The following is a 22,631-nucleotide window of genomic DNA, read 5'->3' on the forward strand; positions in this document are numbered from 1 at the left end:
ATGCTTCTTTAGAAATCACAATAAATTGGTTCGGCTGCGGCGGGGTCTCTCGCATAGTGTCTCCTGATGGCGATAGGCGGTTGCTTTCGCCGCGGCGCCGGCAACGGTTGGCGCGTCCACAGGCTGCCGTGGATTCAGGACTGAAGCGTCCTTAGCGTCCACGTCGCACTTTACGGGGAGTAATCGCTGTGGCTGTGTTTGATGTCGACGAGATCGTCCTCGCGTTGCAGACGGTCCGCCAGCAATGGCGTGAAGTGCAGAAGCGCTCGCTCGAACCCGGAGGTCGCGAATTGCCGGGGCGTGAAGCGCTCGCGCAAATCATCGATACGCTCAAGGGCGTGCTGTTTCCAATGCGGCTCGGGCCGCCCGATCTGCGCCAGGAAAGCGAGAATTTCTACGTCGGTCACGCGCTCGACGCCGCGCTGCATGGGCTGTTGAGTCAGGCACGGCTGGAACTGCACTACCGCAGCCGCCACGACCCGCCGCCCGCGGCGGTGATCGAGGCGCAGGCCGGCGTCGCGGTGCGCGCGTTCGCGGCGCGCCTGCCGGCGATTCGTAGTCTGCTCGACAGCGACGTGCTGGCGGCCTATCACGGCGACCCCGCCGCAGGCAGCGTAGACGAAGTCCTGCTGTGCTATCCCGGCGTGCTGGCGATGATCCACCATCGGCTCGCGCATGAACTGTATGGCCTGGGCTTGCCGCTGCTGGCGCGTATCGTCGCCGAACATGCGCATGCGCAGACCGGTATCGACATTCATCCAGGCGCGCGGATCGGCGCGGGCTTCTTCATCGATCATGGAACGGGTGTGGTGATCGGCGAGACGGCCATCATCGGCGAGCGGGTGCGCTTGTATCAGGCGGTTACGCTGGGCGCGAAGCGTTTTCCACGCGACGGGCAAGGGCATCTGACGAAAGGCCACGCGCGTCATCCGATCGTCGAGGACGATGTCGTGATCTATGCGGGCGCCACCATTCTCGGCCGCGTCACGCTCGGCCGCGGCTCGGTGATCGGCGGCAATGTGTGGCTCACACAGGACGTCGCGCCGGGTTCGCATGTCACGCAGGCGGTGTCGCGCAACGAAGGCACGAGTCCGGCGGTGGTGCATGAACTCACGCCTTCCTTTGCACGTAGCGTCGTGCAAGCGGTGGCGGCCGGCGCGCCACGATGAACGGACCGCTCGTGAGACGCATGCGCGTACTGTCCGGCTGGTCGCAGACGTAACTGCCCGGGTACGCCGGGCTCAACCGGGCAGGGCGGCAACCGTTCATAACCTTATGAACTTTGGTTGGTTGCCCGGCACGGTGCGAGCCGCTAACTTCAACGATTTAGCGTCCACCTCTCTACCTGGCAAGCGTATGACATCCCGCGACCCGTTCCACCCTGATACCCCGGCCCTCACCGATCTGGGCGACCCGCGTCGGCGCACGCTGCTGAAGGCCGCCGCGGCCGGCGTGGCGAGTTTCGCCGCCGGCACGCTGTTGCCCTCGCAGCAGGCGCGGGCGCAAGCGCCGTCCAATGGCAAAACCTTGCGCGTCGGCTTTCAGAAATACGGCAACTTCGTGGTGCTCAAGGCGCGCGGCACGTTGGAAAAGCGCCTCGCCGCGCAGGGCGTGTCGGTGCAGTGGCTCGAATTCCCGGCGGGTCCGCAGCTTCTCGAAGGCTTGAACGCGGGTGCCGTGGATGTGGGCACGGTGGGCGAAACGCCACCGATCTTCGCGCAGGCCGCTGGCGTCGACTTCGTCTACCTCGGCAATGAGCCGCCCGCGCCGAAGGCCGAGGCGATCGTCGTGCCGCACGACTCGCCGATTCGCTCGGTCGCGGCATTGCGCGGCAAGAAGGTCGCGCTGAACCGCGGCTCGAACGTACACTTTTTGCTGGTCAAGGCCCTGCAGCAAGCCGGCTTGTCGTACACCGACATTCAGCCGGTCTATCTGACGCCGGCCGACGCGCGCGCCGCCTTCGTGCAGAACAGTATCGACGCCTGGGTGATCTGGGACCCGTATCTCGCCGCAGTGGAAAAGCAGGCCAACGCGCGCGTGATCGTCAATGGCGAAGGTCGGGTGCGCAACACGCAGTACTACGTCGCCGCGCGCAAATTCGCCGATACGCAGCCGCAGTTGCTGCGCGAACTGCTGGCCGAACTCGATCAGGTCGACAAGTGGAGCCGCGATCATATTCCGGCGGTGGCGAGCCAGTTGTCGCCGCTCGTCGGACTCGACGCGCCGACGCTCGAACTGGCCTTGAATCGCAGCAGTTTTGGCGTGCAACCTATCGATGCCGCGACGCTCGATTATCAGCAGCAGATTGCCGATACGTTTAGCGAGCTGAAGCTGATTCCGAAGAAGCTGATCGTGTCGGATGCGAAATGGCGTGCTGCGTGACCTGACAGCCTGACGCTGACGCGACAAACGGCGCGTGGTCTTGCGTGAAACAGCAGTCTTGCCCGACAACGCGCGTCGACACGGCGCGCCGCTAACGTCACGCGAGCACCGCGCCGTTAGCGCGCCAGCAAGCTCGGCGCAGCGCGATTACACTGGCGCGATCTTCCTCGGGTCGGTGGCGTGTGCAGATGTCGCGTCAGCTTCGCCTCTGCGCATTCATGCGTCCCTCTGTCAAAGCGCCTCAATGGAGAACACCATGAGTGAAACGGTCGTATCGAACCCGGCGCCTGCGCGTCTTGCGTGGATCGCTGGCGTGGGGGCGAGCGCCGGACTCGGCGCGGCCCTGGCGCGCCGATTTGCGCGCGAGGGTTTCAGTGTGGCGGTAACGGGCCGCTCGCAGGAACGTCTGGCGATCGTCGTCGACGAAATTCGTGCGGCAGGCGGTCAAGCGCAGGCGTTTCCCGGCGACGTCACCAGCGAGCGTGATCTGAATGCGATCGCACAGCAACTCGCGCAGCATGGCACGCTCGAAGTCGCGATTTTCAACGCGGCCGGCGCGACTCGTGCGCCGACGCTCGAACTCAGCGCGGAGCAGTTCGAGGCGGCCTGGCGCGTCACAACGTTAGGCGGCTTTCTGTTTGCCCGCGCGGCCCTGGAGCCTTTGCTCGCGGCCGGTCGCGGTTCGTTGCTGTTCACCGGCGCGACGGCGGCGCTGCGCGGTCGGCCGCCGTTTGCCGCATTCGCGTCCGCGAAAGCCGGTCTGCGTTCGCTCACGCAAAGTCTCGCGCGCGAGTTCGGTCCACGCAATATTCACGTGGCGCATGTGGTGGTGGACGGCGGGATCGACGGCGAACGTCTGCGTACGTCCGCGCCGCAGCGGGTGGCCGAGCGCGGCGCAGACGGCCTGCTGAACCCCGACGAGATCGCCGACGCTTATTGGCATCTGCATCAGCAGGGGCGCACGGCGTGGTCGCAGGAAATCGATCTGCGGCCGTTCAACGAATCGTTCTGAGTTGATGGGCTGTTGAGCGGGAGGCGGAGCGCGTTACGGCGCACGGATAACGACGCACCCTCACTCCGCCAACGCCGCGAGCAACTGGTTCTTGACGATCGCGGTGGCCAGCGGCTGCCGCCCAAACTCATACCAGCCGATATGCCGGCGCCACGCCGTGCCCGGAATCGGCCTGACCGACAACAACGGATCGTCGTCCCACGCGGCATGCCGCAGACGCGGCACGATCGACACGCCCACGTTCTGCCGCACCAGATCGGCAATCGCGGCGATCGAATTCATTTCCAGAATCGGCTTGACGTCGGCGCGCAAGCGCCGAAGCAGACTCGTGACATGCGAGCCGGTCAGCGACGACGTCTCGAAGCCGATAAACGGCAAACGCTTGAGCAGCGCGCTCACAGTCGCGTCGGCCGGCGCGCTCGCCGGATTGACCAGCAACACCAGCGGCTCATCGTAAAGACGCTCCCATAACTCGGGCAGGGTGGTCACGCGCGGTTCGCTGACGATCACCGCCGCATCGATTTCCCCCGCCCGCACCTGGCGCCCGAGTTGGGCGCTGTCGCCGTGCGCGAGGCGCACGTTCAAACGCGGATACGAGACCTTCAGGCGGATCACGTTGGCCGCCAGAAAGCCCATTGACGACACCGTCGAGCCGATCGTGATCGAGCCTTCCACGCTGAGCTCGTCCGCGACGCCGCGCAATAGCGAGTCGTACGCGGCCACGACCGCGCGTGCCTGCTCGATGATCGAACGGCCGGCGTCGTTCAACTGGATGCTGCGCCCGCTGCGGTCGAACAGTTGACGTTCGCACACGCGCTCCAGCGTGCGCATCTGCGCACCCACCGCCGCGTGCGTGAGCGCGATGCGGTCGGCGGCGGCCGCCATCGTGCCGTGCTTCTCAATGGCGAGAAACGTGCGCAGCATTCGAATTTCACTCATGCCGAATTCTCCTCAACAGCCTTCTGGACGTGCGTTCGGCGCACGAATTTCGCTCACCGGCCTACGCTTCATGATCGCACGAAACGAAAAAAATTCTTTCCTTTCTGTAAAGAAAATAACGCTTTTTATTTTATTTACGGCTCGTGAAAATCGTTGGGTCAGCCATCCAGTCGATGTCGTCAGCGCAAGGCCGCAGGCCGCGTGGCGGCGTCGCTCGCAGCCAGGGCGAGGAGTCCCAACATGTCGCAAACCCAAGCGTTTTCGCAATTTCCTTTTATCAGCGTGTCCGGCAAGCCGCACGAGCGCGGGGTGCAATACGGCCGCGCGGCCGCGGTGCGGGTGCGCCTGAGCGCGTCCCGTTACGGCCAGACGTTGCGCAATCTCGGCTATAGCGAGGCGTCGCAGACGGCGCTGATCCGCTCGCTCGAACAGGTGATCGGCGACTTCCAGCCGGCCTATCTGGACGAGATGCGCGGCATCGCCGAAGGCGCGGACGTGCCGTTCGAAGACATCGTGATGATCAACGCCCGCACCGAGGTGCTGGCCAAAGCGCGCGCCGAAATGGCGCTGCAAGCCGACGACGAAGACGGTTGCACGGGCGTGCTGGTGCTGCCGTCGCGGTCGTCGAACGGGCAATTGATCCATGCGCAAAACTGGGACTGGAAGGCCGATTGCGTCGATACCGGCATCGTCTTGCGCGTGCGCAACGACGACGGCCCCGACTTCCTGACCTTCGTCGAAGCCGGTGGCCTCGCGCGCAGCGGGCTCAACGCGGCGGGCGTGTCGATCACCGCGAACTATCTGGAGTCCGAGCGCGATTTCATGCAGATGGGCGTGCCGCTGTCGCTGCTGCGTCGCCGCGTGCTGGAAGAACCGGTGTTTTCGAACGCGTTGCGGGTGATCGCCACCACGCCGAAATCCTGTTCCAACAACATCATGCTCGGCATGGCCGAGGGCTTCGGCATCGATTTCGAATGCGCGCCGAACGAGGCGTTTCCGATCTATCCCGGCGACGATCAGTTGATCGTGCACGCGAACCACTGGGTCAGCCCGGTGGCGCGCACCAAATTGCTGGACACCGGTTGCGAGAGCTCGCCGGACAGCTATTACCGCGACTGGCGCGTGCGTCAGTTGCTGAACGCCACGCCGATGGTGGACCGCGACGCCGTCAAGGCCGCGCTGTTCGACGCATTCGGCACGCCGTTTTCGGTGTGTCGTCCGCCGCGTCCCGGCACGCGCCACACGATGACCGCGACCGTCGCGATGATCGTCATGCAGCCGGCCGCAGGCGAAATGGATGTCGCGCCGATGCCCGCGCTCAATCGCGTTTTCACGCGCTACAGCCTGCATCACGAGCCGCTCGCCGAGGTGGCTTGAGCGGTGGCGGTTGGCGTGGCACGGCTTGAAAGCGATATTTGAAAACCACATTTGAAAACGTCAGAGGGGAATGACAGATGTTCGATGCAGAGAAGCGCTCCGCACCCGGTCATGAAAAAGCGCAGGCGCTATACGACCTGGGTTCGACCACCGTGTACGCCAGCCGCCACGACGCGCGCTTTCCGTACGTGCTGTACGTGCCGCCCGAAGTCCTGACGCCCGGCAACGACGTGCAACTCGTGGTCGCGATGCACGGCACCGGCCGCCAGTTCACGCAATACCGCGACGCGTTCGCGCCGTTCGGCCGCTGGAACCGTTGCATCGTGCTGTGTCCGCTGTTTCCGGTGGGCGTGCGTGGTGACGGCGATCGCAATGGCTTCAAGCGTTTGATCGACGGCGATATCCGTTACGACCAGGTGCTGCTCGACATGGTCGGCGAAGTGGGCGAACGTTATGGCAAACGCTTCGAGCAGTTCGCGCTGTTCGGCTATTCGGGCGGCGGGCAGTACGTGAACCGCTTCGCGTACGCGCACCCGGAGCGGCTGTGGGCCGCGTCGATCGGTGCGCCGGGCAACGTCACCGTGCTCGATCACACGAAAGACTGGTGGTTAGGCCTGGGCGGTTTCGAACGCCACTTCGGCAAGCCGTTCGATCTGGCCGCGTTGCAGCGTGTGCCGGTGCAAATGATCGTCGGCCGCGCAGATCTGGAGACCTGGGAAATCACCGTGCCCGAAGACAGCGCGATGTATCTGCCGGGTATCAACGACGCCGGCGCCACGCGTCCGGAACGGTTGCGCACGCTGCAGGCGTCGTTCGAAGCCGCCGGTGTCCGCGTGCGTTTCGATGAGCTGGCCAATATCGCCCACAACGGCATGCAGGTCGTCGACGTGGTTCAGGATTTCTTCGCACAGACGTTGCGCACGCTGCGAGCCGGAGGTTAAACCCATGCACACCCCAAGCGATCCGGCCAGGCTCTGGAAAACCATCGTGTCGACCGTAATCGGCGGCACGTTCGAGTGGTTCGACTTCATGGTGTACTCGTATTTTTCGAGCATGATCGCGCGGGTGTTTTTTCCTACCGTCGATCGTAGCGGCGCCTTGCTGCTGACCTTCGCGACGTTCGCGGTCGGCTTCCTGGTGCGTCCGCTCGGTGGTGTGCTGATGGGCATGGCCGCGGACCGCGTCGGTCGCGTCAAGGTGCTGTCGTGGATCATGGTCCTGATGTCGGTGGGCTCGCTGATACTGGGGCTGACGCCGGGGTACGCGACGCTGGGGCTGCTCGCGCCGCTGCTGGTGGTGATCGGCCGTCTGGTGCAGGGTTTCGCGGTGGGCGCGCAGTTCGCGCTGTCGTCGGTGACGATTTACGAGGTCGCGCCGCCCGGACGCAAGATGTTTTACGGCAGCTTCAATATGTTGTCGATCGGCGTCGCGGCGATGTTGTCGTCGGGCTGCAGCTACCTGCTGTCGAAACATTTGTCGCATGCGGATCTGACGGCGTGGGGCTGGCGTGTGCCGTTCCTGATCGGCGCGCTGGTCGGGCCGATCGGCTTCTATATTCGCCACCATGTCGACGAGTCGGACGAATTTCACCGCATGCAGGCGCGGCCCGCGGCACGCGCGCCGGTGAGAGAAAGGATGCGCGACTTTGTGCGCGATAACGGCGACGCCGTGGTGTGCGCGATGGGCGTGATGATCGCCGGCACCTCGCTGAACTACGTGTGGAATGCGTATCTGCCGACCTATGCGCAGATGCAGTTGCATCTGTCGCTGAGTTCGTCGCTGCAAGGGGTGTTCGTCACGAGCATCGTGATGTGCGTGCTGTCGCCGGTGTTCGGCTTGCTGGCGGATCGTGTCGGCGCGTACCGGCTGTTTTTCTTCTTTATCGCGGGCTGGCTGATCTGCGTGTTTCCGCTGTTTGCGTACCTGCTGGCCGAGCCCACCGAGAGCAGTCTGATGGTCGTGCGACTGATCGGCATTCTGTTCCTGACGCTGCAGGGCGCCGCGCATCCGGGGATGCTGGTGAAGATTTTCACCGTGCAGGGGCGCTCCACCGGCGTGGCCATTTCGTACAACACGTCGGTCATGCTGTTCGGTGGGCTGGCGCCGTTTTATATCTCGCTGGTGGCGCACTTCACGGACGCGCGCTTCATTCCGCCGAGCTACCTGTTCGGCACCGGCGTGCTGGCGATCCTGCTGGTGCTCGGTACGCGCACCGGGCGGCGGGTGTTGCAGGCGGACCGGGAGGAACGTGGGCACGGCACGGCACACGAGGCGGGCATGCAGCGCGAAAATTCAACGGGCGACGCTGTTTAAGGCGGCTTGAATCTGGTGCTTGGGCCTGGTGCTTGGGCCTGGTGCTTGAGGCCGCCGCTTGAACCCGCTCAAGCGCGATCGTCCGGCGCCGCCGCGCGGCGTTGCGCGATGAAAGCCTCGACGTGGGCGATCGCCTGCTCGCATTGTTCCAGCGACAGATTATGGATCGACGCCGGCAGCGGATCGAACGCGAGTTGTTCTGCCACCCAGCGGATCGCCTTCGCGCGCGCTTCGAACGGATTCACCCGGTCACGCCGGATCTTGCCCGCGACCAACGGTTCGAGCACATCGTGCAGGCGGCTTTTGGCGTCGCGCAACGCGGCGTCGGCGAGTCGCCCTAGCGGCACGTTGCGCGTGCTGCGCGCGTGAATGCCGATCCACGCCTGACACGCGGCGCAGATCCACACCGGGCCGTGATCGTCACGATACGGATAGCTCTCGTCCCCGCTGCGCGCGAGCACGGCACGCGTGCCGCAGTAATCGCAATCGGGTTGGGGAAGGGCTTTGACGGGGCGGCCTACACGCAAGACTTGGTTCTCCGGTTGAGTTGACGGGTTGGAGTTCGCGGGTTTAGGCCCGTGGGTTTAGACCTGCGAGTTTAGACCTGCATTCCCGCGATTTTAACGGGCTTGGCGCCGCCCATGCCCAGAATCCAATCTGCGGCCGGCAGCCCTGCGTGTGAGCGTGTGCGGATATGATTCAATCAATCCGCGTCGTTGGGAGGCAACGACGTCTCAAACTTTCACCCGCCTTGCAAAGCGCGTAGGGAGAAGACCTTGGTCAAAGGTACAGAAGATACAGACGGAACTGACGGGCATGAAGCACACGACCCGGCCGTGAAGCGCGAAACCCTCGCGTCACGCAAGGGTCCATCGTCCGGCGACGTGAGCGCGCTCGGGCTCTTCCTGATTTTTACCCGCATCGGACTGACGAGTTTCGGCGGCGGCCTGAGCGGCTGGTTCCTGCGCGAGTTCGTGCAGGACCGGCAGTGGCTGACCGAAGAGGAATTTCTCGACGGCCTTGCGTTGTCGCAGGCGCTGCCGGGCGTCAACGTCAAGAATCTGGCCATCTGGATCGGCTATCGCCTGCTGGGCTGGCGCGGCGCGGTGGCCGGATTTTGCGGCATCGTGTTTCCGCCGGCGGTGACGATCGTGCTGCTCGGCGTGTTCTTCTCCGCGATCGCCTATCTGCCGCTCACGCATATCGCGCTGGCCGGCGCGGCGGCCGCGGCCATCGGGTTGTCCTTGAGCATGGCGATCACGGCGGCCCGCCGACTGCCGCGCCGGCTGTTTCCGTACCTCGTGCTGATCGCCACCTTCGCGGCGGCCGCGTTGTTCCGCGTGTCGCTCGTGTGGACCGTGCTGATCGCCGGTGCGCTGAGCGTCGGCTACGAATATCTCCGTTCGTCTCCGCAGCAGCAGTAACGAGCGTCCGCCAACTTTATCCCGCGCTATTCCGTGTCCAGAAATCTAGTCGCACTGTTCGCCGTATTCGCTCCGCTTTCGATCGTCACGGTCGGCGGCGGGCAGGGCATCATCGCCGAGGTTCAGCGGCAAGTCGTCGACGTGCATCACTGGATGACGCACGCGCAGTTCCTCAGCGACTTCGCGATCGCGCGACTCGCGCCGGGGCCGGCGTCGTTGCTGGCAACCTTGATCGGCTGGCAGGTCGGCGGTCTGGGCGGCGCACTCGTCGCGACGCTGGCCCTGTTCGGGCCGACGGCGTTCCTGATGTACGGCGTCGTGCATGTGTGGAACCGGCACGAAGGCGCGCGCTGGCTGAACGCATTGCAGGCCGGTTTGCGGCCGGTCGCCGCGGGTTTGATACTCGCGGCGGTCTACGTGCTGATGAAGGAACTCGACGGCGGCTGGATCGCCTGGCTCACCGCCGCGGGCGCCACCGTCCTCGTGATGAAGACGCGGATCAACGCGATCGTGTTGATCGCGGGCGGCGCCGCGTTGTTCGTCGCGGTGCATTACGCGGGTCTGCTGTAGTTGTCCTTGTGCTGCTTGTAGTTCGACAACCCCGCGCGTCGCTCACTCAACGACTCCATTCCCCTCACTGACACATTTTGTGCAGCGCACCCAATGTGCGCGCAAAAAGTATCAGCACGTTCCGCCTTTTGCAGTGGCTGGCCCCTGGCCCCGGCCACTACAGTTCTCATCACCGTACGCATGCTCTGCCGCCCAATGCAGCGCCCGTATGGCGATACCAAAGAACATTCCAAAAGCGGAGACAAGAGTGAAATCCATTCATTGGTTGACAGCGTGCGCGGTGGTGGGCGTGAGCCTTCCCGTGCTGGCGACGGCGCAGACCTGCAACGTTCCGGTGCTCAAGGTGCTGGCGCAAAAGAGCCTCGGCCTGACGGTCATGGAGAAGTCGCTGCCCGATTATGAAAAGCGCAGCGGCACCAAGGTTGAAATCAATTACTTCGGCGAAAACGACCGGCGCTCCAAGTCGCGGCTGGATGCGTCGACAGGTGCGGGTTCCTACCAGATCTACTACGTCGACGAAGCGAACATCGCCGAGTTCGCGTCGGCCGGCTGGGTTGTCCCGCTCCTGAAGTACTATCCGAAAGACGCCGACTACGACGACTTCCTGCCGGGCCGGCGCGCGGTGGCGAGCTATAAGGGCGTCGCGTATTTTGCGCCGCTGATCGGCGGCGGCGACTTCCTGTTCTATCGTCGCGACCTGCTGGAGAAAGCGCATCTGCCGGTGCCGAAGACACTCGACGAACTCGTCGCCGACATCAAGAAGCTCAATGCGCCGCCGAACATGTATGGCTGGGTGGCGCGCGGGCAACGCGGCTCGGGCATGAACGTATGGCGCTGGGCGCCGTTCATGCTCGCCGAGGGCGGCACGTGGACCGACAAGAACCAGGCGGCGGCCTTCAATTCGCCGGGCGCGGTGAAGGCCACGCTGCTGTATCGCGATCTCTTCAAATACGCGCCTCCTGGCGCGGCCACCTACGACTGGAGCAACGCGCTGGAAGCATTCCGCTCCGGCAAGGTCGCGTTCATGATCGAATCGACGCCGTTCGCCGACTGGATGGAAGACCCGACCAAATCGAGCGTGGCGGACAAGGTGGGCTACGTCAGGCCGCCCGCGCCGTTGCCGTCCGCGGCCTATGGACACGGCCTGGCGATTTCGTCGGTGGGCGCCAAGGACGAATGCACCCGCCAGGCCGCCGGCAAATTCATTGCCTGGGCGACCGGCAAGGACCAGGAGCAGGCCCGCCTGCGCGACAACGTCTTTAGCGACTACAACCGCACCAGCACGATCAAAAGCGATTACTTCCAGAAGCACGTCAAGCCGCAGATTCTCGCCGGCCTGAACGACACCAATCCGGTCACCAAGGTCACGATCTGGTCGAGCCCGCAGTGGCCCGATATCGGCGACAACCTCGGCATTGCGCTCGAGGAGATCTTCACCGGCACGCAGCCCGATGTTCAGGCCACCCTGAACGACGCCGTGCAGTACGCGCAGGACGCGATGGAGCACGGCGCGAAGAAGTAACGTGGCCGCCCCCTGGCCGTGGCTTGCATGCCGCGCGCCGCTGGGGCACTGCAGATCGGATCGGGGTCGCGCGCGAACAGGGCTTCGTGCGTGACCTCGCTGTCGGAGACATCAATGTTCAATCGGGGCAAAACCAGCCTGCCGTTCGTATTTCTTGGACCGCCGCTTGCCGTGATGGCGGTCCTGGGTCTCGTGCCCACCATCGCCGCCATCAATCTCGCGCTGCGGAACCGCGTGCTGCGCTATCCGGACAGCGAGTACGTGTGGTTCCGCAATTTCGCGCGACTGTTTTCGGACCGGCGCTTCCTCAATTCGATCGAGGTCTCGGCGATCTGGGAAATCGTCACCGTGGTGGGCGCCGTCGCCGTCGGTGTACTGATTGCGATCTACCTGTTCGAACAGATTCACGGCCGGCTGCGCGGCGTCATTTCGCTGCTGCTGATCGTGCCGGTGCTGTTGCCGCGCGTGTCGGCGGCGTTTATCTGGAAATTCATGTATTCGCCGCTCACCGGCATTCTGAGCTGGTTGCTCGGGCTGCTCGGCATCGACAACACGGCCTTCCTGTCCGACCCGCACCTCGCGTTGTATGCGGTGGCGCTCGTCGACATCTGGCAATGGGGACTGTTTTTCGCGGTGGTCGTGCTGAAGCTGCTGGAGACGCTGCCGCCCGAACCGCTCGAAGCCGCGCGGCTCGATTACGCACGCACCTGGCAGGTCTACGCGTATATCGCGTTGCCGATGCTGAAGGTGCCGATCATGAGTCTGGTGTTCATCAAGATGGTCGAATCGCTGCGCTCGTTCGATCTGGTCTATGTCATGACCAAAGGCGGACCGGGCATCACCACGGAAACGCTCGACATGTACGCGTATTCGCAAGGAATCGGCTTGTCCGGGAAAGTGTCGTATGCGTCGAGTATGGCCGTGCTGATGATGGTGGCGACCACGCTGATTTTCACTTTCATCTGGAAGCGGGTGAACAAATGGGAAGACTGATTTCGCGCGGCGCTGCATGGTCGTTTGGCCTCGCGCTTGCACTGGTGGCCGTGTTTCCGATCTTCTGGGCGTTCCTCAATTCGCTGAAGAACCTGCTCGACATCGTCACGCCGACGCCGCGTTTCATCTTTACGCCGACGCTCGACAACTACCGCCAGGTCGTGTCGAGCCCCGAGGTGCTGATCGGCCTGGGCAATAGTTTGTCGATCGTGGGCTTTGCGGTGCTGCTGGGAGCGTTGCTCGGTGTGCCTGCTGCTTATGTGATTGCGCGGTATCACGTGCCGGGCAAGCGCGACATTCAGTTCTTTCTGCTGTCGCTGCGGTTTTTGCCGCCGGTGGCGGTCGCGATTCCGTTGATTGCGATCTGGGTCGATCTGGGCTTGTACGACACCAAACTTTCGATGGTGGTGACGTATCTGCTGGTCACGCTGTCCACCATCACCTGGTTGTCGATCCCGGTGTTTCAGCGTCTGCCGCGTGAAGTCGAAGAGGCGGCCACGCTGGACGGCTACGGCCCGTACGGTGTGTTCTGGCGGATCGCGTTGCCGATCAGCGCGACCACGCTGATGGGCGGCATCGTGTTCAGCTTCGTGCTGGTCTGGAACGAACTGATGATCGCGCTCGCACTGACCTCGTCGAGAAGCGCGACGCTGCCGGTGGTGGCGTCCGCGTTCACGTCGCTCGGGCAGGAAGTGCCGTGGGGCGTGATCAACGCGTCCACGGTGCTGCTCGCGTTACCTCCGATTATTTTCGTCGGCGTGCTGAGCCGGCTGTTGAACTCAATGCTCAAAGGCAAGTAAGGAGAATGTTTTGAAAGCCCTCGTACTCGAAGAAGCGCGCCGGCTCGCGCTGCGCGATATCGATCTGCCGCTCGAGGTCGGACCTCGCGACGTCAGGATCAAGATTCATACGGTCGGCGTGTGCGGCAGCGACGTGCATTACTACACGCATGGGCGCATCGGTCCATTCAAGGTCGAAGCACCGATGGTGCTCGGTCATGAAGCGTCCGGCACGGTGGTGGAAACCGGCAGCGAGGTCACGCATCTGCGGGTGGGCGACCGCGTGTGCATGGAGCCGGGCGTGCCGCAATTCGATTCGCCCGCGACGATGCGCGGTCTCTACAACCTGGACCCCGCCGTGCGTTTCTGGGCGACACCGCCGATTCACGGTTGCCTGACGCCTTATGTCGTGCATCCTGCGGCCTTCACGTTCCGGCTGCCGGACAATGTGTCGTTCGCGGAGGGCGCGATTGTCGAACCGTTGTCGATCGGCTTGCAGGCGGCGAAGAAGGCGGCCATGAAACCCGGCGACGTCGCCGTCGTGATCGGCGCTGGAACGATCGGCGCGATGACCGCACTGGCCGCGTTGGCCGGCGGCGCATCGCGCGTCATTCTCGCGGACGTGATCAAGGAAAAGCTCGCGCTGTTCGCCGGCAATCCGGCCGTGACCACCGTGAACGTACGCGAGCAGAAGCTGACCGACGTCGTTCAGGACGTCACCACAGGGTGGGGCGCCGACGTCGTGTTCGAAGCGAGCGGCAACGCGAAGGTCTACGACGACCTGTTCGATCTGCTTTGCCCGGGTGGCTGCGCGGTGCTGGTCGGCATGCCGGTGGATCGTGTGCCGCTCGACGTCGTCGCGATGCAGGCGAAAGAGGCGCGCCTCGAATCGGTGTTTCGTTACGCGAATGTGTTTCCGCGCGCGCTGGCGCTGATCAGCTCAGGCATGATCGACGTGAAGCCGTTCATCTCGCGCAAGTTCGCGTTCGCCGACGGTCTCAAGGCGTTCGAAGAGGCGGCGGCGGGGCACCCGAACGACGTCAAGATTCAGATCGAAATGGATTGAGCCATGGCTAAAATCGTTTGCAAAGGTCTGACTAAACAGTACGACGGCGGCCCGCCGGTGCTGCATCCGCTCGATATGGAAATCGACGACGGCGAGTTCGTCGTCCTGCTCGGGCCGTCCGGTTGCGGCAAGTCCACGATGCTGCGCATGATCGCGGGTCTCGAAGGCATCAGCGGCGGCGATCTGGCGATCGGCGAGACGGTCGTGAACGACTTGCCGGCGCGCGAGCGCAACGTCGCGATGGTGTTCCAGAACTACGCGCTGTATCCGCACATGACGGTGTACGACAACGTCGCGTTCGGTCTGCGCCGTCTCAAGGTGCCGGCCGCGGAGATCGATCGTCGCGTGCGTGAAGTGGCCGCGATGCTGAACCTCGACGCGTTGCTCGACCGCAAACCGCGCGCCATGTCGGGCGGCCAGCAGCAGCGCGCGGCGATCGCTCGCGCGATGATCAAGACGCCCGAGGTGTTTCTGTTCGACGAGCCGTTGTCCAATCTCGACGCAAAGTTGCGGGCGCAACTACGCGGCGATATCAAGCGTTTGCATCAGCGCCTGAAAACCACCACGGTGTACGTGACGCACGATCAACTCGAGGCCATGACGCTCGCCGACCGCGTGATCCTGATGCGCGGCGGACGGATCGAGCAGGCCGGTACGCCGTCCGATCTCTACCATTTTCCGCAGACATTGTTTGCCGCAGGCTTCATCGGCACACCGGCGATGAATCTCGTGGCCGGTGTGGTCGAACGACTCGGCGACACCTGTTTCGTCGATGTGCAGGGCGAGCGTTGGCCGCTTGCCGGTGCGCGTTTCGCCGGATTGCATCGCGGCCAGGCGGTGAAGCTGGGCATCCGGCCGAACTATCTGAAGCTGGCGTCAGCCGAAGAAGAACCCGGCATGCTCAGGCTGAGCGGAAACGTCGAATTGATCGAACTGCTGGGCGCGGAAGCACTCGTCACGTTCAATTTTGCCGGCGAGCGGATGGCCGCGCTGATCCCGGCGAGCGACTTGCCGCAGCGCGATAGCGTGGTAACGTTCGAGTTCGAAGTCGCCGACCTGCACGTTTTCGACGCCGGCACGGAGCAGAACGTTTCCTTGCCCGTTGCGCAGCGCACCGCGCAAAAGTTCGGCGGTGCGCCGCGTCAGGATGCGGGCGTGCAGGGCGCGGCTTTGCACTGACAAAAAAGCGCGGCGTCGAGACGGCCGAGAAGGAGACACGGTATGAATCCAGACCTGGAGTTGGTGCACACGCGGCGCGACGAATCGTTTCGCGCGTGGGCGCACGATTACCCGCATACGGTGGCCAAATGGCACTTTCATCCGGAGTATGAGATTCACGTGATCCGGGCGTCGACCGGCAAGTTTTTTGTCGGCGATTTCATCGGCGATTTCGCGCCGGGCAACCTGGTGCTCACCGGACCGAATCTGCCGCATAACTGGATCAGCGAAGTGGGCGAGGGCGACGCCGTGCCGTCGCGCGACGTGGTGCTGCAGTTTTCGCGCGACGCGGTCGAGCGGATGGCGGCCGCGTTCACCGAACTGCATGCGATCGTCGGCCTGATCGACGACGCCGCGCGCGGCATTCAGTTTCCGGATGCCGTGGGTCTGGCGATTGCGCCGAAGATGCTGGAACTGGCCGTGTCGCACGGCTGCCGTCGCGTCGAACTGTTGATGTGGATCTTCGACCGCCTGTCGTCGTGCAGCGAGCGCAGGTTGCTCGCGGGGCCTTCGTACGATGTCAACGCGCATCGCTACATGCAGTCCACGATCAACCAGGTGCTCTCGTATATTCAGCAGAACCTGCCGGGCACGTTGCGCGAAGCGGATGTCGCCGAACTCGCCGGCATGAGCGTCAGCACGTTCACGCGCTTTTTCCGGCGGCACACTGGCTGCACGTTCGTGCAGTACCAGAACCGGTTGCGTATCAACGAGGCGTGTGAATTGCTGATGTGCTCCACGCTGAGCGTGACGGAGATCTGCTATCGCGTCGGCTTCAATAACCTGTCGAATTTCAATCGTCAATTCCTGGCAACGAAGGCGATGCCGCCGTCGAAATTTCGCGCGCTGCATCAGCTCAACGAACACATGATCGCGGCCTGACCTTGCACCTGTCTGCATGACATGACAGTCAGGCCGCCAACACGAGGACGACACTCTTGACCTTCCTTGGCATCGACCTCGGCACCTCCGAGGTAAAAACACTCCTCACTGACGACGCGTCGACGACGATCGCCACCGGTAGCGCGCGACTCGAGGTCGAGCATATTCATCCGCATTGGTCCGAGCAGAGTCCGCAGGCGTGGTGGCATGCCACGCTCGATGCGATCGCACAGGTGCGGGCCGCCGATCCTGGCGCCTTTGCCGCGCTGCGCGGGATCGGTTTGTCCGGGCAGATGCATGGCGCGACCTTGCTCGATCGCGCGGGACAGGTGTTGCGTCCGGCGATTCTGTGGAACGACACCCGTGCGTTTGCCGAGTGTGTGGAACTCGAAGCGCTGGTGCCCGAATCGCGTTCCATCACCGGCAATCTGGCGATGCCGGGTTTCACCGCGCCGAAATTGCTGTGGCTGTCGAAGTACGAACCGGCCGTGTTTCGCGCCGCGCACAAGGTGCTGCTGCCGAAGGATTACGTGGCGTGGCGGCTCAGCGGCGAATTCGTCTCCGACATGTCCGATGCGTCGGGCACGCTGTGGCTCGATGTTGCGAAACGCGACTGGTCGGACCGGATGCTCGCGGCGACCGGCTTGTCGCGCGAGCATATGCCGAGGCTGGTGGAAGGCAGCGACGCGGCCGCGCAGTTGCACGACGGCTTGCGGCGCGAATGGGGCATTGCGGGTTCGGTGACGCTGTGCGGCGGGGCGGGCGATAACGCGGCGAGCGCGATCGGCATGGGCGTCGCCGACGCGGGCAGCGCGTTTCTGTCGTTGGGGACGTCGGGCGTATTGTTCGCCGGCACTGAGCGATTTGCACCGAATCCCGCGCAGGCGGTGCATGCGTTCTGTCATTGCTTGCCGGAGCGATGGCATCAGATGAGTGTGATTCTGTCGGCGGCGTCGAGTCTGGCGTGGCTGTCCGAGTTGCTGGGGAAGGATGTCGCCGAACTGGTCAATTGCGCGGAGAGCGCGGATGCGCAGAACGCGCCGTTGTTCTTGCCGTATCTGAGCGGTGAACGGACGCCGCACAACGATGCGAATGCCAAGGGCGTGTTCTGGGGCTTGACGGGCGCCCATGGTGACGCCGACCTCGCGTATAGCGTGATGGAAGGCGTGGCTTTCGCGATGGCCGACGGGTATGCGGCTCTGCAGGGCGCGGGGACTTCGCTGGAGACGGCGTCGTTTATTGGCGGCGGTTCGCGTAGCCGGTTTTGGGCGACGCTGTGCGCGACCGCGACGGGCGTGGCGATGCGGCGGCATCAGGGTGGCGATGTTGGCGCGGCGTTGGGGGCTGCGAGGTTGGCGCGGCTGGCGGTGACGAAGGAGAGCGTGGGGCTGGTTTGTACGGCGCCGGAGACGGTTGAGGTTTGTGAGCCGGACGCCGCAAAGCGGACTTTGGCCGAGGATCGGCTTGCGCGGTATCGGCGGATTTACGCGGCGCTTAAGGACGAATTTGCGCGGTAGGCCGTCCACAAAAACGTTCGTTGGCCGCGTAAGCGCAATCCCGCGCCGCGGCAGTTTAGCGCTTCTCAGAAGCGCTACTTTGGCTAACTATCCTTCCTGACTTTGCGCGCCAGGAGGCGAGATGAAAGGAATCGGGACACCCCATCTATTCGCGGTTCCGTTATTGATCAGCGGACTCATTGCTCCCATGACCGGTGCAAATGGCATGGATATCGTCCGCTCGCCAGTCGCTGCGGTGTTTGAACAATTCGACTCGCAGAACCTGGATGGCATAAGCTATATCGGCGGAGTAAATTCAGGCGATATCAGAAATTTGTCGCGCATCAGAAAAATGGTTCTGGAAGAAGGGCGACGGTATTTCGTTGACCTGGGCGGCCTGAGCGAATCTCAAAAGAAAAATATAAAGCAGGGCATTCAGACTAATCTTGGGGTAAGTTTTGAGTCGGATTGGCTGTTCATTGGACGGCATAAAAATAATCTGATTTTCACTCCACTGCGTAGTCTGGATGATGCCGCGCTAAGGGTCGCGGTGAATCGTGCAGACGAACCAGCAGCGTCAACTGCGTATGGACGGAACCCAAAGTCTGAGGATCAGGCGACGCTACCTCATGTGGCATTTTATGTTGATGTCAACCGCCCGATTCATGACTGGGAATGTACCTTTCCGAACTCGCATTTCTGGGAGAAAGGCAGTCGTACATTTTGTAATAACGGCAACATCTCGCTGGTTTATCGCGTCAATTTGATGCGCTCGCTGGCATTTGGCCTGGGAGGGTCGGCAACGCCGGACGCGAAACTGGTCAGAATCTCGCTCGACGAGCAGTCTGGCGGGGCAGGCATTCAACTCAACGATAGAAAACTGAGCTGGAGGGAAGCCTACACGGATCGTACCGTGGTGGATGGATGGACTGCCAGCCACTCAACGGATGCAATCGCAAAAGATTACAGGTTCACGATCGATGCTGTTGATGTTTCCGGAAATGATCAAAAAACCGCATCGATTCTCAAAACCTATCCCGCCTCGAACTTCAATGCCAACTTTGAACATACCGAAGTTTCTGGTTTTGAAATTGGAGTTGGCAGAGGGATAAAATCGACCAGAAGCGCGCCGAAGCTAAAGCTGGAACCTCAGTTTTCTTATCGTCAGGATCTGACTTTGAGTTATAAAACAGAGGACTACCGCGTCGTGAGGTCGTCGCCGGACTCAAGCAAAATTTCATTTATATGGGAACGGCAGCAATATCCCACGGCTGAATCGCTTCTTAACGTTTCGACCAGTCCGGCCTGGGATAATCTGTACCCGATTGACTCTGAAAAAATTAGCGCACTGAGTTACCGTGGAATTACGCCGAATTTTGACGTCATCTACAGGGCCGCGCCTGCCGCGAAAGGCGTCACACGGTTTTACATAGACTCGTCCGTCAATATATGGGCAATCTATGACGCAATTTATCAGCATTTTTACGTAGTCGGCACGCACAAGTCGTATCAGGCCAAGGAGCAATGGCAGAAGTACCGACGAGTGTCGGAAGTCGTACATTTCGACGTCGACTGGGATCATCCGGTTTTTACCGGAGGTCGTCCCGTCAACATTCAACTGGGTGACCAGAACAATTCCTGCATCGCGAATGGTTCGCAGGGTAAGGTGATCATTGAAGCTTGCGACCTCAAAAGTAACGCGCAGTCGTTTATTTACGATCAGTACGGCCGGTATGTCAGCGCTGCAAACGCCGGGCAATGCCTCGACGGCAACGACTTGACCTCATTTAAACCATGTGATGCAAGTTTGACTCAACGTTGGGAATGGAAGGATCCGGCGGACATGCTGGAGAACGAATATGTGGCGGGCAGTTTCCTCGCGCATGACATGGGTAGTAATCGGATGACGCTCGCCAGTCCTGGGGCGTCGAATGTAAGTACGAGGATGCTCACGAAGTTTACGGATATCTTCAGCGAGTAGATGGGGGCGTTGGAGTGTCGTTATGGTGATCGTCCCGGATGTGGTCATGCGAGCCTGCCGCAATCAGAGCGGAAACGCCGAGCATGGCACCGGCTGCAAAACACGACATCTGTATCTTGCTGAAACACGACATTCTCATATTGCTGCTACAGACGGATTGTTGATAATTTATCTTATGTCAAATGAACTTGCCAACCTTGGTTCTTCGTTGCTTACAATTTGTTGCGCCCCCTGCAGAATTGTAATGCTTACGTTAGATTTCGCGACCTTCAGACTTCAGAGGGTTTCCAAGTGTTCGCAGAGCAACGACATGGCGGCTTGCATGAGTTTCTGGAGCTGACCGGCGGACTCTCAATCGCCGAGGTCGCCAGAAAGCTGCGCTGTTGCTCGCGAACCATCCGCAATTACGTCGCCGGCCGCTCCCCGATTCCTTGGCATCGCATCGAACTGCTTCGCCTGCTCGCGCTTGACGCGCGCGCGGCGTCTGAGAATCAGAACGTTCCACCGCCCGCCGACGAACCTTCCCTCGTCGCCAATATCGATCCCGACCCGGCAGCGCCGGACGTCCCGCCGACCGAATTGCTCGCCTGGGTCGGCGTGCACGCGCCGCACTTCCTGTCGAGCCGGCGCAGCTTCGCCCTTTACGTTCGTGGATGGAATGTCGTCGACAAAATTCGACGGGCCAAGTGCGAAGGCACGTTTTCAGCGGTGCTTGCGCGTTGGCGCGAGCAGACCGTGGAGTTGCCGCGCATGTGGCGTTCGGGGCGGCTGTTTGCGGGTATTGGCCCGCCCGCGTACCTAGATAAAAAAACGGCGTCGTGACGAACCGGCGACGCCACGCGCACCGGTCAGAAGTCGAGTTGGTCCGCCGCGATGCCAAGTGCGGACGCAATCTATTGGCGCGAAGATTTCTACGGCCTCTCGATGCTTTCCTGCTGCAGGTAGCCAACTGGCTGATGCCCATGCGCGCAGCGACTTCGACCTGCGTCAGTCCGAACTGTTCGCGCCCAGCGCAAGCCGGCGTTGCGCCGTCCACAGTTACACTCACACTCTCCCCACCAACGGATGCGGAGCGCATCCAACGTACGGCCGGCAGCAATCAAAATTCAGAGACGGACCAACCTAGCGTTGAGCAGGCGGAACTACTCACGCATCGATTCAGTTAAGTCGCCGACTGTCCCCTGTCAACCCCGGCCGGTCAGCGCACAGGCCGCTCGCCCACAACAGACGTTCGCCTATTGGGGCGAACGCCGCGGGATTGACCGGTGGACGGCGTGCGGGTCGAGCAGGAATCGCCGCATTCTGACCGTACGGATCTTTGTCAATTCCCAGGATTACTTGGCGAACAGAGTGGGGACGGCCCGTAGCGCGAGCAAAGCTGTGTTTGCCTAAGAGACCGCCCGCAAGTTGAGCGCGCTACGAGCCTGCAACGTAGCTTCCAAGCCACTGCCAGCGAGCGGATGCAAAGCGTTGGGGTTCCAGAGGAAGCTCGCTTTGACGTTCACGTTGTTGGGGCTCTTGGCCTCAATAGAGTCGTCCTCGAGAAAGACGACGCCCGACAAATGTTTGGTTACCTCGCCCGCTAAAATCTGCGATTTGATCTTGCCGTTGAAGTTGTTCGCGGGAACGGGTGAAGAAAGATAGTCGGAGAAGAAATGGTCACCCAATTGCCTGAAGAACAGGTTTTTTGAGTCGTCGAAATGGAATACTCTTTCCCCTGCCCACGGAAAAATAACGAACACGATCACTGTGGGCTCCACTTTCGAGAACTTCTTTGCATGCCCGAAAAGCAGCCTATGATGGTTCATTGCGTGTTCTGACGGCGAATAGCTGCTTTCGCCAGTCATCACGCCGGGACTCCAAGCGAATTTATACGACAACCCAGGAATGACTTTGCTGATAAGACTTGAGGGACGGACATCTACGTCGACGCCGTGATTCAGCTCATCCAGCAATTTTTGGCGACTGGTCTGATAGGTAACGAAATCGTCGCCGAGATTGTACGAAGGAAGGATCGTCAAATTCTTGATCTTCTTCGCCCCACGGAAATCTTTGAAAATTCCTTCGAGGATCCCGCCAATCTTATCGGAAAGTAGCTTCGTGTCCATCGAAACGCCGAGCTTGGGAAATCTCATGTCATGATTCGCGTCTTGCATTCCCATTTCCGACGCCAGCGTCTGGGACGCGGACACTGTGTGGTCCAGGACAATATTCCCGGGCCCGGTACTGGCATCAGCCAAGAAATAGTCGAGTGCACAAAGCTCAGCGTAGGCTCCATCCCATCCGGAAGTGGCGATCTTGTTGATCGCAGCGACGGTTTCCGTGCGAAGGCTCGCGTCCGCCGCGACTGAAGCAGCGAGCCGGCGAAGGCGTTGCTCGAAGTTGGCGGAAAATTTAGAAAATGTCGCAGGGTTACCGAGAGCGCCAGTCACATGGTTGTAACTCGGATCAGCCACGTTAAAGTTGGCTGTCCCTGCACCGAAAATACCATCGACAAGTGCCGCGTAAATTCCCCGATCAGTCATGCTTCGCACCTCATATTTAATTGTGATGCCACTATGCTAGCCGAATAGCCGCCCCAAGCAAACCGTGGCGAGTGTCTGTTCATGGCAGATTGCGGTCTTCGGCGCTTATCAGGCGCAAGATCTCAGTCGAGGCGCCTAGGCTGTTCGCACAG

At 61.9% G+C, this 22,631-nt stretch carries 20 protein-coding genes; 17 read left to right on the forward strand and 3 right to left on the reverse strand.

Annotated features, from left to right (window positions below; genetic code table 11):
• The first annotated feature begins 188 nt into the window (after positions 1–188).
• The 3 genes from epsC (at position 189) to HWY05_RS10425 (ending at position 3,394) form a co-directional block, all read left to right on the forward strand.
• On the forward strand, positions 189–1,169 hold the full coding sequence (epsC, locus tag HWY05_RS10415) for a serine O-acetyltransferase EpsC (RefSeq protein WP_035549978.1): 981 nt from the start codon (positions 189–191) through the stop codon (positions 1,167–1,169).
• A 187-nt stretch (positions 1,170–1,356) separates the two neighbouring features.
• On the forward strand, positions 1,357–2,382 hold the full coding sequence (locus tag HWY05_RS10420) for a sulfonate ABC transporter substrate-binding protein (protein WP_176058249.1): 1,026 nt from the start codon (positions 1,357–1,359) through the stop codon (positions 2,380–2,382).
• Positions 2,383–2,638: 256 nt separating this feature from the next.
• Complete coding sequence (locus HWY05_RS10425; protein WP_176058250.1) at positions 2,639–3,394, forward strand: SDR family NAD(P)-dependent oxidoreductase; 756 nt, start codon at positions 2,639–2,641, stop codon at positions 3,392–3,394.
• A gap of 60 nt (positions 3,395–3,454) precedes the next feature.
• Here the strand turns inward: HWY05_RS10425 and HWY05_RS10430 are convergent, their stop codons facing one another.
• Positions 3,455–4,333 carry a LysR substrate-binding domain-containing protein gene (locus HWY05_RS10430; protein ID WP_231584912.1) on the reverse strand — a complete coding sequence of 293 codons (879 nt, stop codon included), beginning with the start codon at positions 4,331–4,333 and terminating at the stop codon, positions 3,455–3,457.
• A 240-nt stretch (positions 4,334–4,573) separates the two neighbouring features.
• On the opposite strand from HWY05_RS10430, the gene HWY05_RS10435 reads away from it, so the two are divergent.
• From HWY05_RS10435 to HWY05_RS10445, 3 genes are all read left to right on the forward strand, one after another.
• A complete protein-coding gene (locus tag HWY05_RS10435; RefSeq protein ID WP_176058251.1) occupies positions 4,574–5,710 on the forward strand; it encodes a C45 family peptidase in 1,137 nt (378 codons plus the stop codon).
• Positions 5,711–5,898: 188 nt separating this feature from the next.
• Entirely contained in the window at positions 5,899–6,651 is a 753-nt protein-coding gene (locus tag HWY05_RS10440; RefSeq protein ID WP_176058454.1) for an alpha/beta hydrolase, read from the forward strand.
• A 4-nt stretch (positions 6,652–6,655) separates the two neighbouring features.
• Entirely contained in the window at positions 6,656–8,023 is a 1,368-nt protein-coding gene (locus HWY05_RS10445) for an MFS transporter (protein WP_051980503.1), read from the forward strand.
• 68 nt (positions 8,024–8,091) lie between these two features.
• On the opposite strand, the gene HWY05_RS10450 is transcribed toward HWY05_RS10445, so the two are convergent.
• Positions 8,092–8,550, reverse strand: coding sequence for a zinc-finger-containing protein (locus tag HWY05_RS10450; RefSeq protein ID WP_176058252.1), 459 nt, complete (start codon positions 8,548–8,550; stop codon positions 8,092–8,094).
• Positions 8,551–8,859: 309 nt separating this feature from the next.
• On the opposite strand from HWY05_RS10450, the gene HWY05_RS10455 reads away from it, so the two are divergent.
• The 11 genes from HWY05_RS10455 (at position 8,860) to HWY05_RS10505 (ending at position 20,776) form a co-directional block, all read left to right on the forward strand.
• Positions 8,860–9,447 (forward strand): chromate transporter, encoded by a 588-nt coding sequence (locus tag HWY05_RS10455; protein WP_035549961.1) that lies wholly within the window; start codon positions 8,860–8,862, stop codon positions 9,445–9,447.
• Between the two features lie 33 nt (positions 9,448–9,480).
• Positions 9,481–10,017 (forward strand): chromate transporter, encoded by a 537-nt coding sequence (locus HWY05_RS10460; protein WP_035549959.1) that lies wholly within the window; start codon positions 9,481–9,483, stop codon positions 10,015–10,017.
• Between the two features lie 208 nt (positions 10,018–10,225).
• Positions 10,226–11,539 (forward strand): sugar ABC transporter substrate-binding protein, encoded by a 1,314-nt coding sequence (locus tag HWY05_RS10465; RefSeq protein WP_244146565.1) that lies wholly within the window; start codon positions 10,226–10,228, stop codon positions 11,537–11,539.
• Between the two features lie 114 nt (positions 11,540–11,653).
• Positions 11,654–12,532: a sugar ABC transporter permease gene (locus HWY05_RS10470; RefSeq protein WP_035549953.1), complete on the forward strand. Its 879-nt coding sequence runs from the start codon at positions 11,654–11,656 to the stop codon at positions 12,530–12,532.
• The gene (locus HWY05_RS10475) at positions 12,520–13,332 is read left to right on the forward strand and encodes a carbohydrate ABC transporter permease (protein ID WP_105508178.1); all 813 of its coding nucleotides are present in this window, start codon (positions 12,520–12,522) and stop codon (positions 13,330–13,332) included. Before HWY05_RS10470 ends, HWY05_RS10475 begins: the two co-directional genes overlap by 13 nt.
• A 10-nt stretch (positions 13,333–13,342) precedes the next feature.
• Positions 13,343–14,377, forward strand: coding sequence for an NAD(P)-dependent alcohol dehydrogenase (locus tag HWY05_RS10480; RefSeq protein ID WP_176058254.1), 1,035 nt, complete (start codon positions 13,343–13,345; stop codon positions 14,375–14,377).
• A 3-nt stretch (positions 14,378–14,380) separates the two neighbouring features.
• Entirely contained in the window at positions 14,381–15,556 is a 1,176-nt protein-coding gene (gene ugpC, locus HWY05_RS10485; protein ID WP_176058255.1) for a sn-glycerol-3-phosphate ABC transporter ATP-binding protein UgpC, read from the forward strand.
• A 42-nt stretch (positions 15,557–15,598) separates the two neighbouring features.
• Positions 15,599–16,477 (forward strand): AraC family transcriptional regulator, encoded by an 879-nt coding sequence (locus HWY05_RS10490; protein WP_176058256.1) that lies wholly within the window; start codon positions 15,599–15,601, stop codon positions 16,475–16,477.
• Between the two features lie 56 nt (positions 16,478–16,533).
• Positions 16,534–17,994: a xylulokinase gene (xylB, locus tag HWY05_RS10495; protein ID WP_176058257.1), complete on the forward strand. Its 1,461-nt coding sequence runs from the start codon at positions 16,534–16,536 to the stop codon at positions 17,992–17,994.
• Positions 17,995–18,115: 121 nt separating this feature from the next.
• Positions 18,116–19,954 (forward strand): leukocidin family pore-forming toxin, encoded by a 1,839-nt coding sequence (locus HWY05_RS10500; protein ID WP_176058258.1) that lies wholly within the window; start codon positions 18,116–18,118, stop codon positions 19,952–19,954.
• A gap of 318 nt (positions 19,955–20,272) precedes the next feature.
• A complete protein-coding gene (locus HWY05_RS10505) occupies positions 20,273–20,776 on the forward strand; it encodes an IS21 family transposase (protein ID WP_244146566.1) in 504 nt (167 codons plus the stop codon).
• Between the two features lie 566 nt (positions 20,777–21,342).
• On the opposite strand, the gene HWY05_RS10510 is transcribed toward HWY05_RS10505, so the two are convergent.
• Positions 21,343–22,479: a hypothetical protein gene (locus HWY05_RS10510; protein ID WP_176058260.1), complete on the reverse strand. Its 1,137-nt coding sequence runs from the start codon at positions 22,477–22,479 to the stop codon at positions 21,343–21,345.
• Between the last annotated feature and the right edge of the window lie 152 nt (positions 22,480–22,631).

This window comes from Paraburkholderia sp. BCC1876 (assembly GCF_902833695.1).
Classification (GTDB): Bacteria; Pseudomonadota; Gammaproteobacteria; order Burkholderiales; family Burkholderiaceae; genus Paraburkholderia.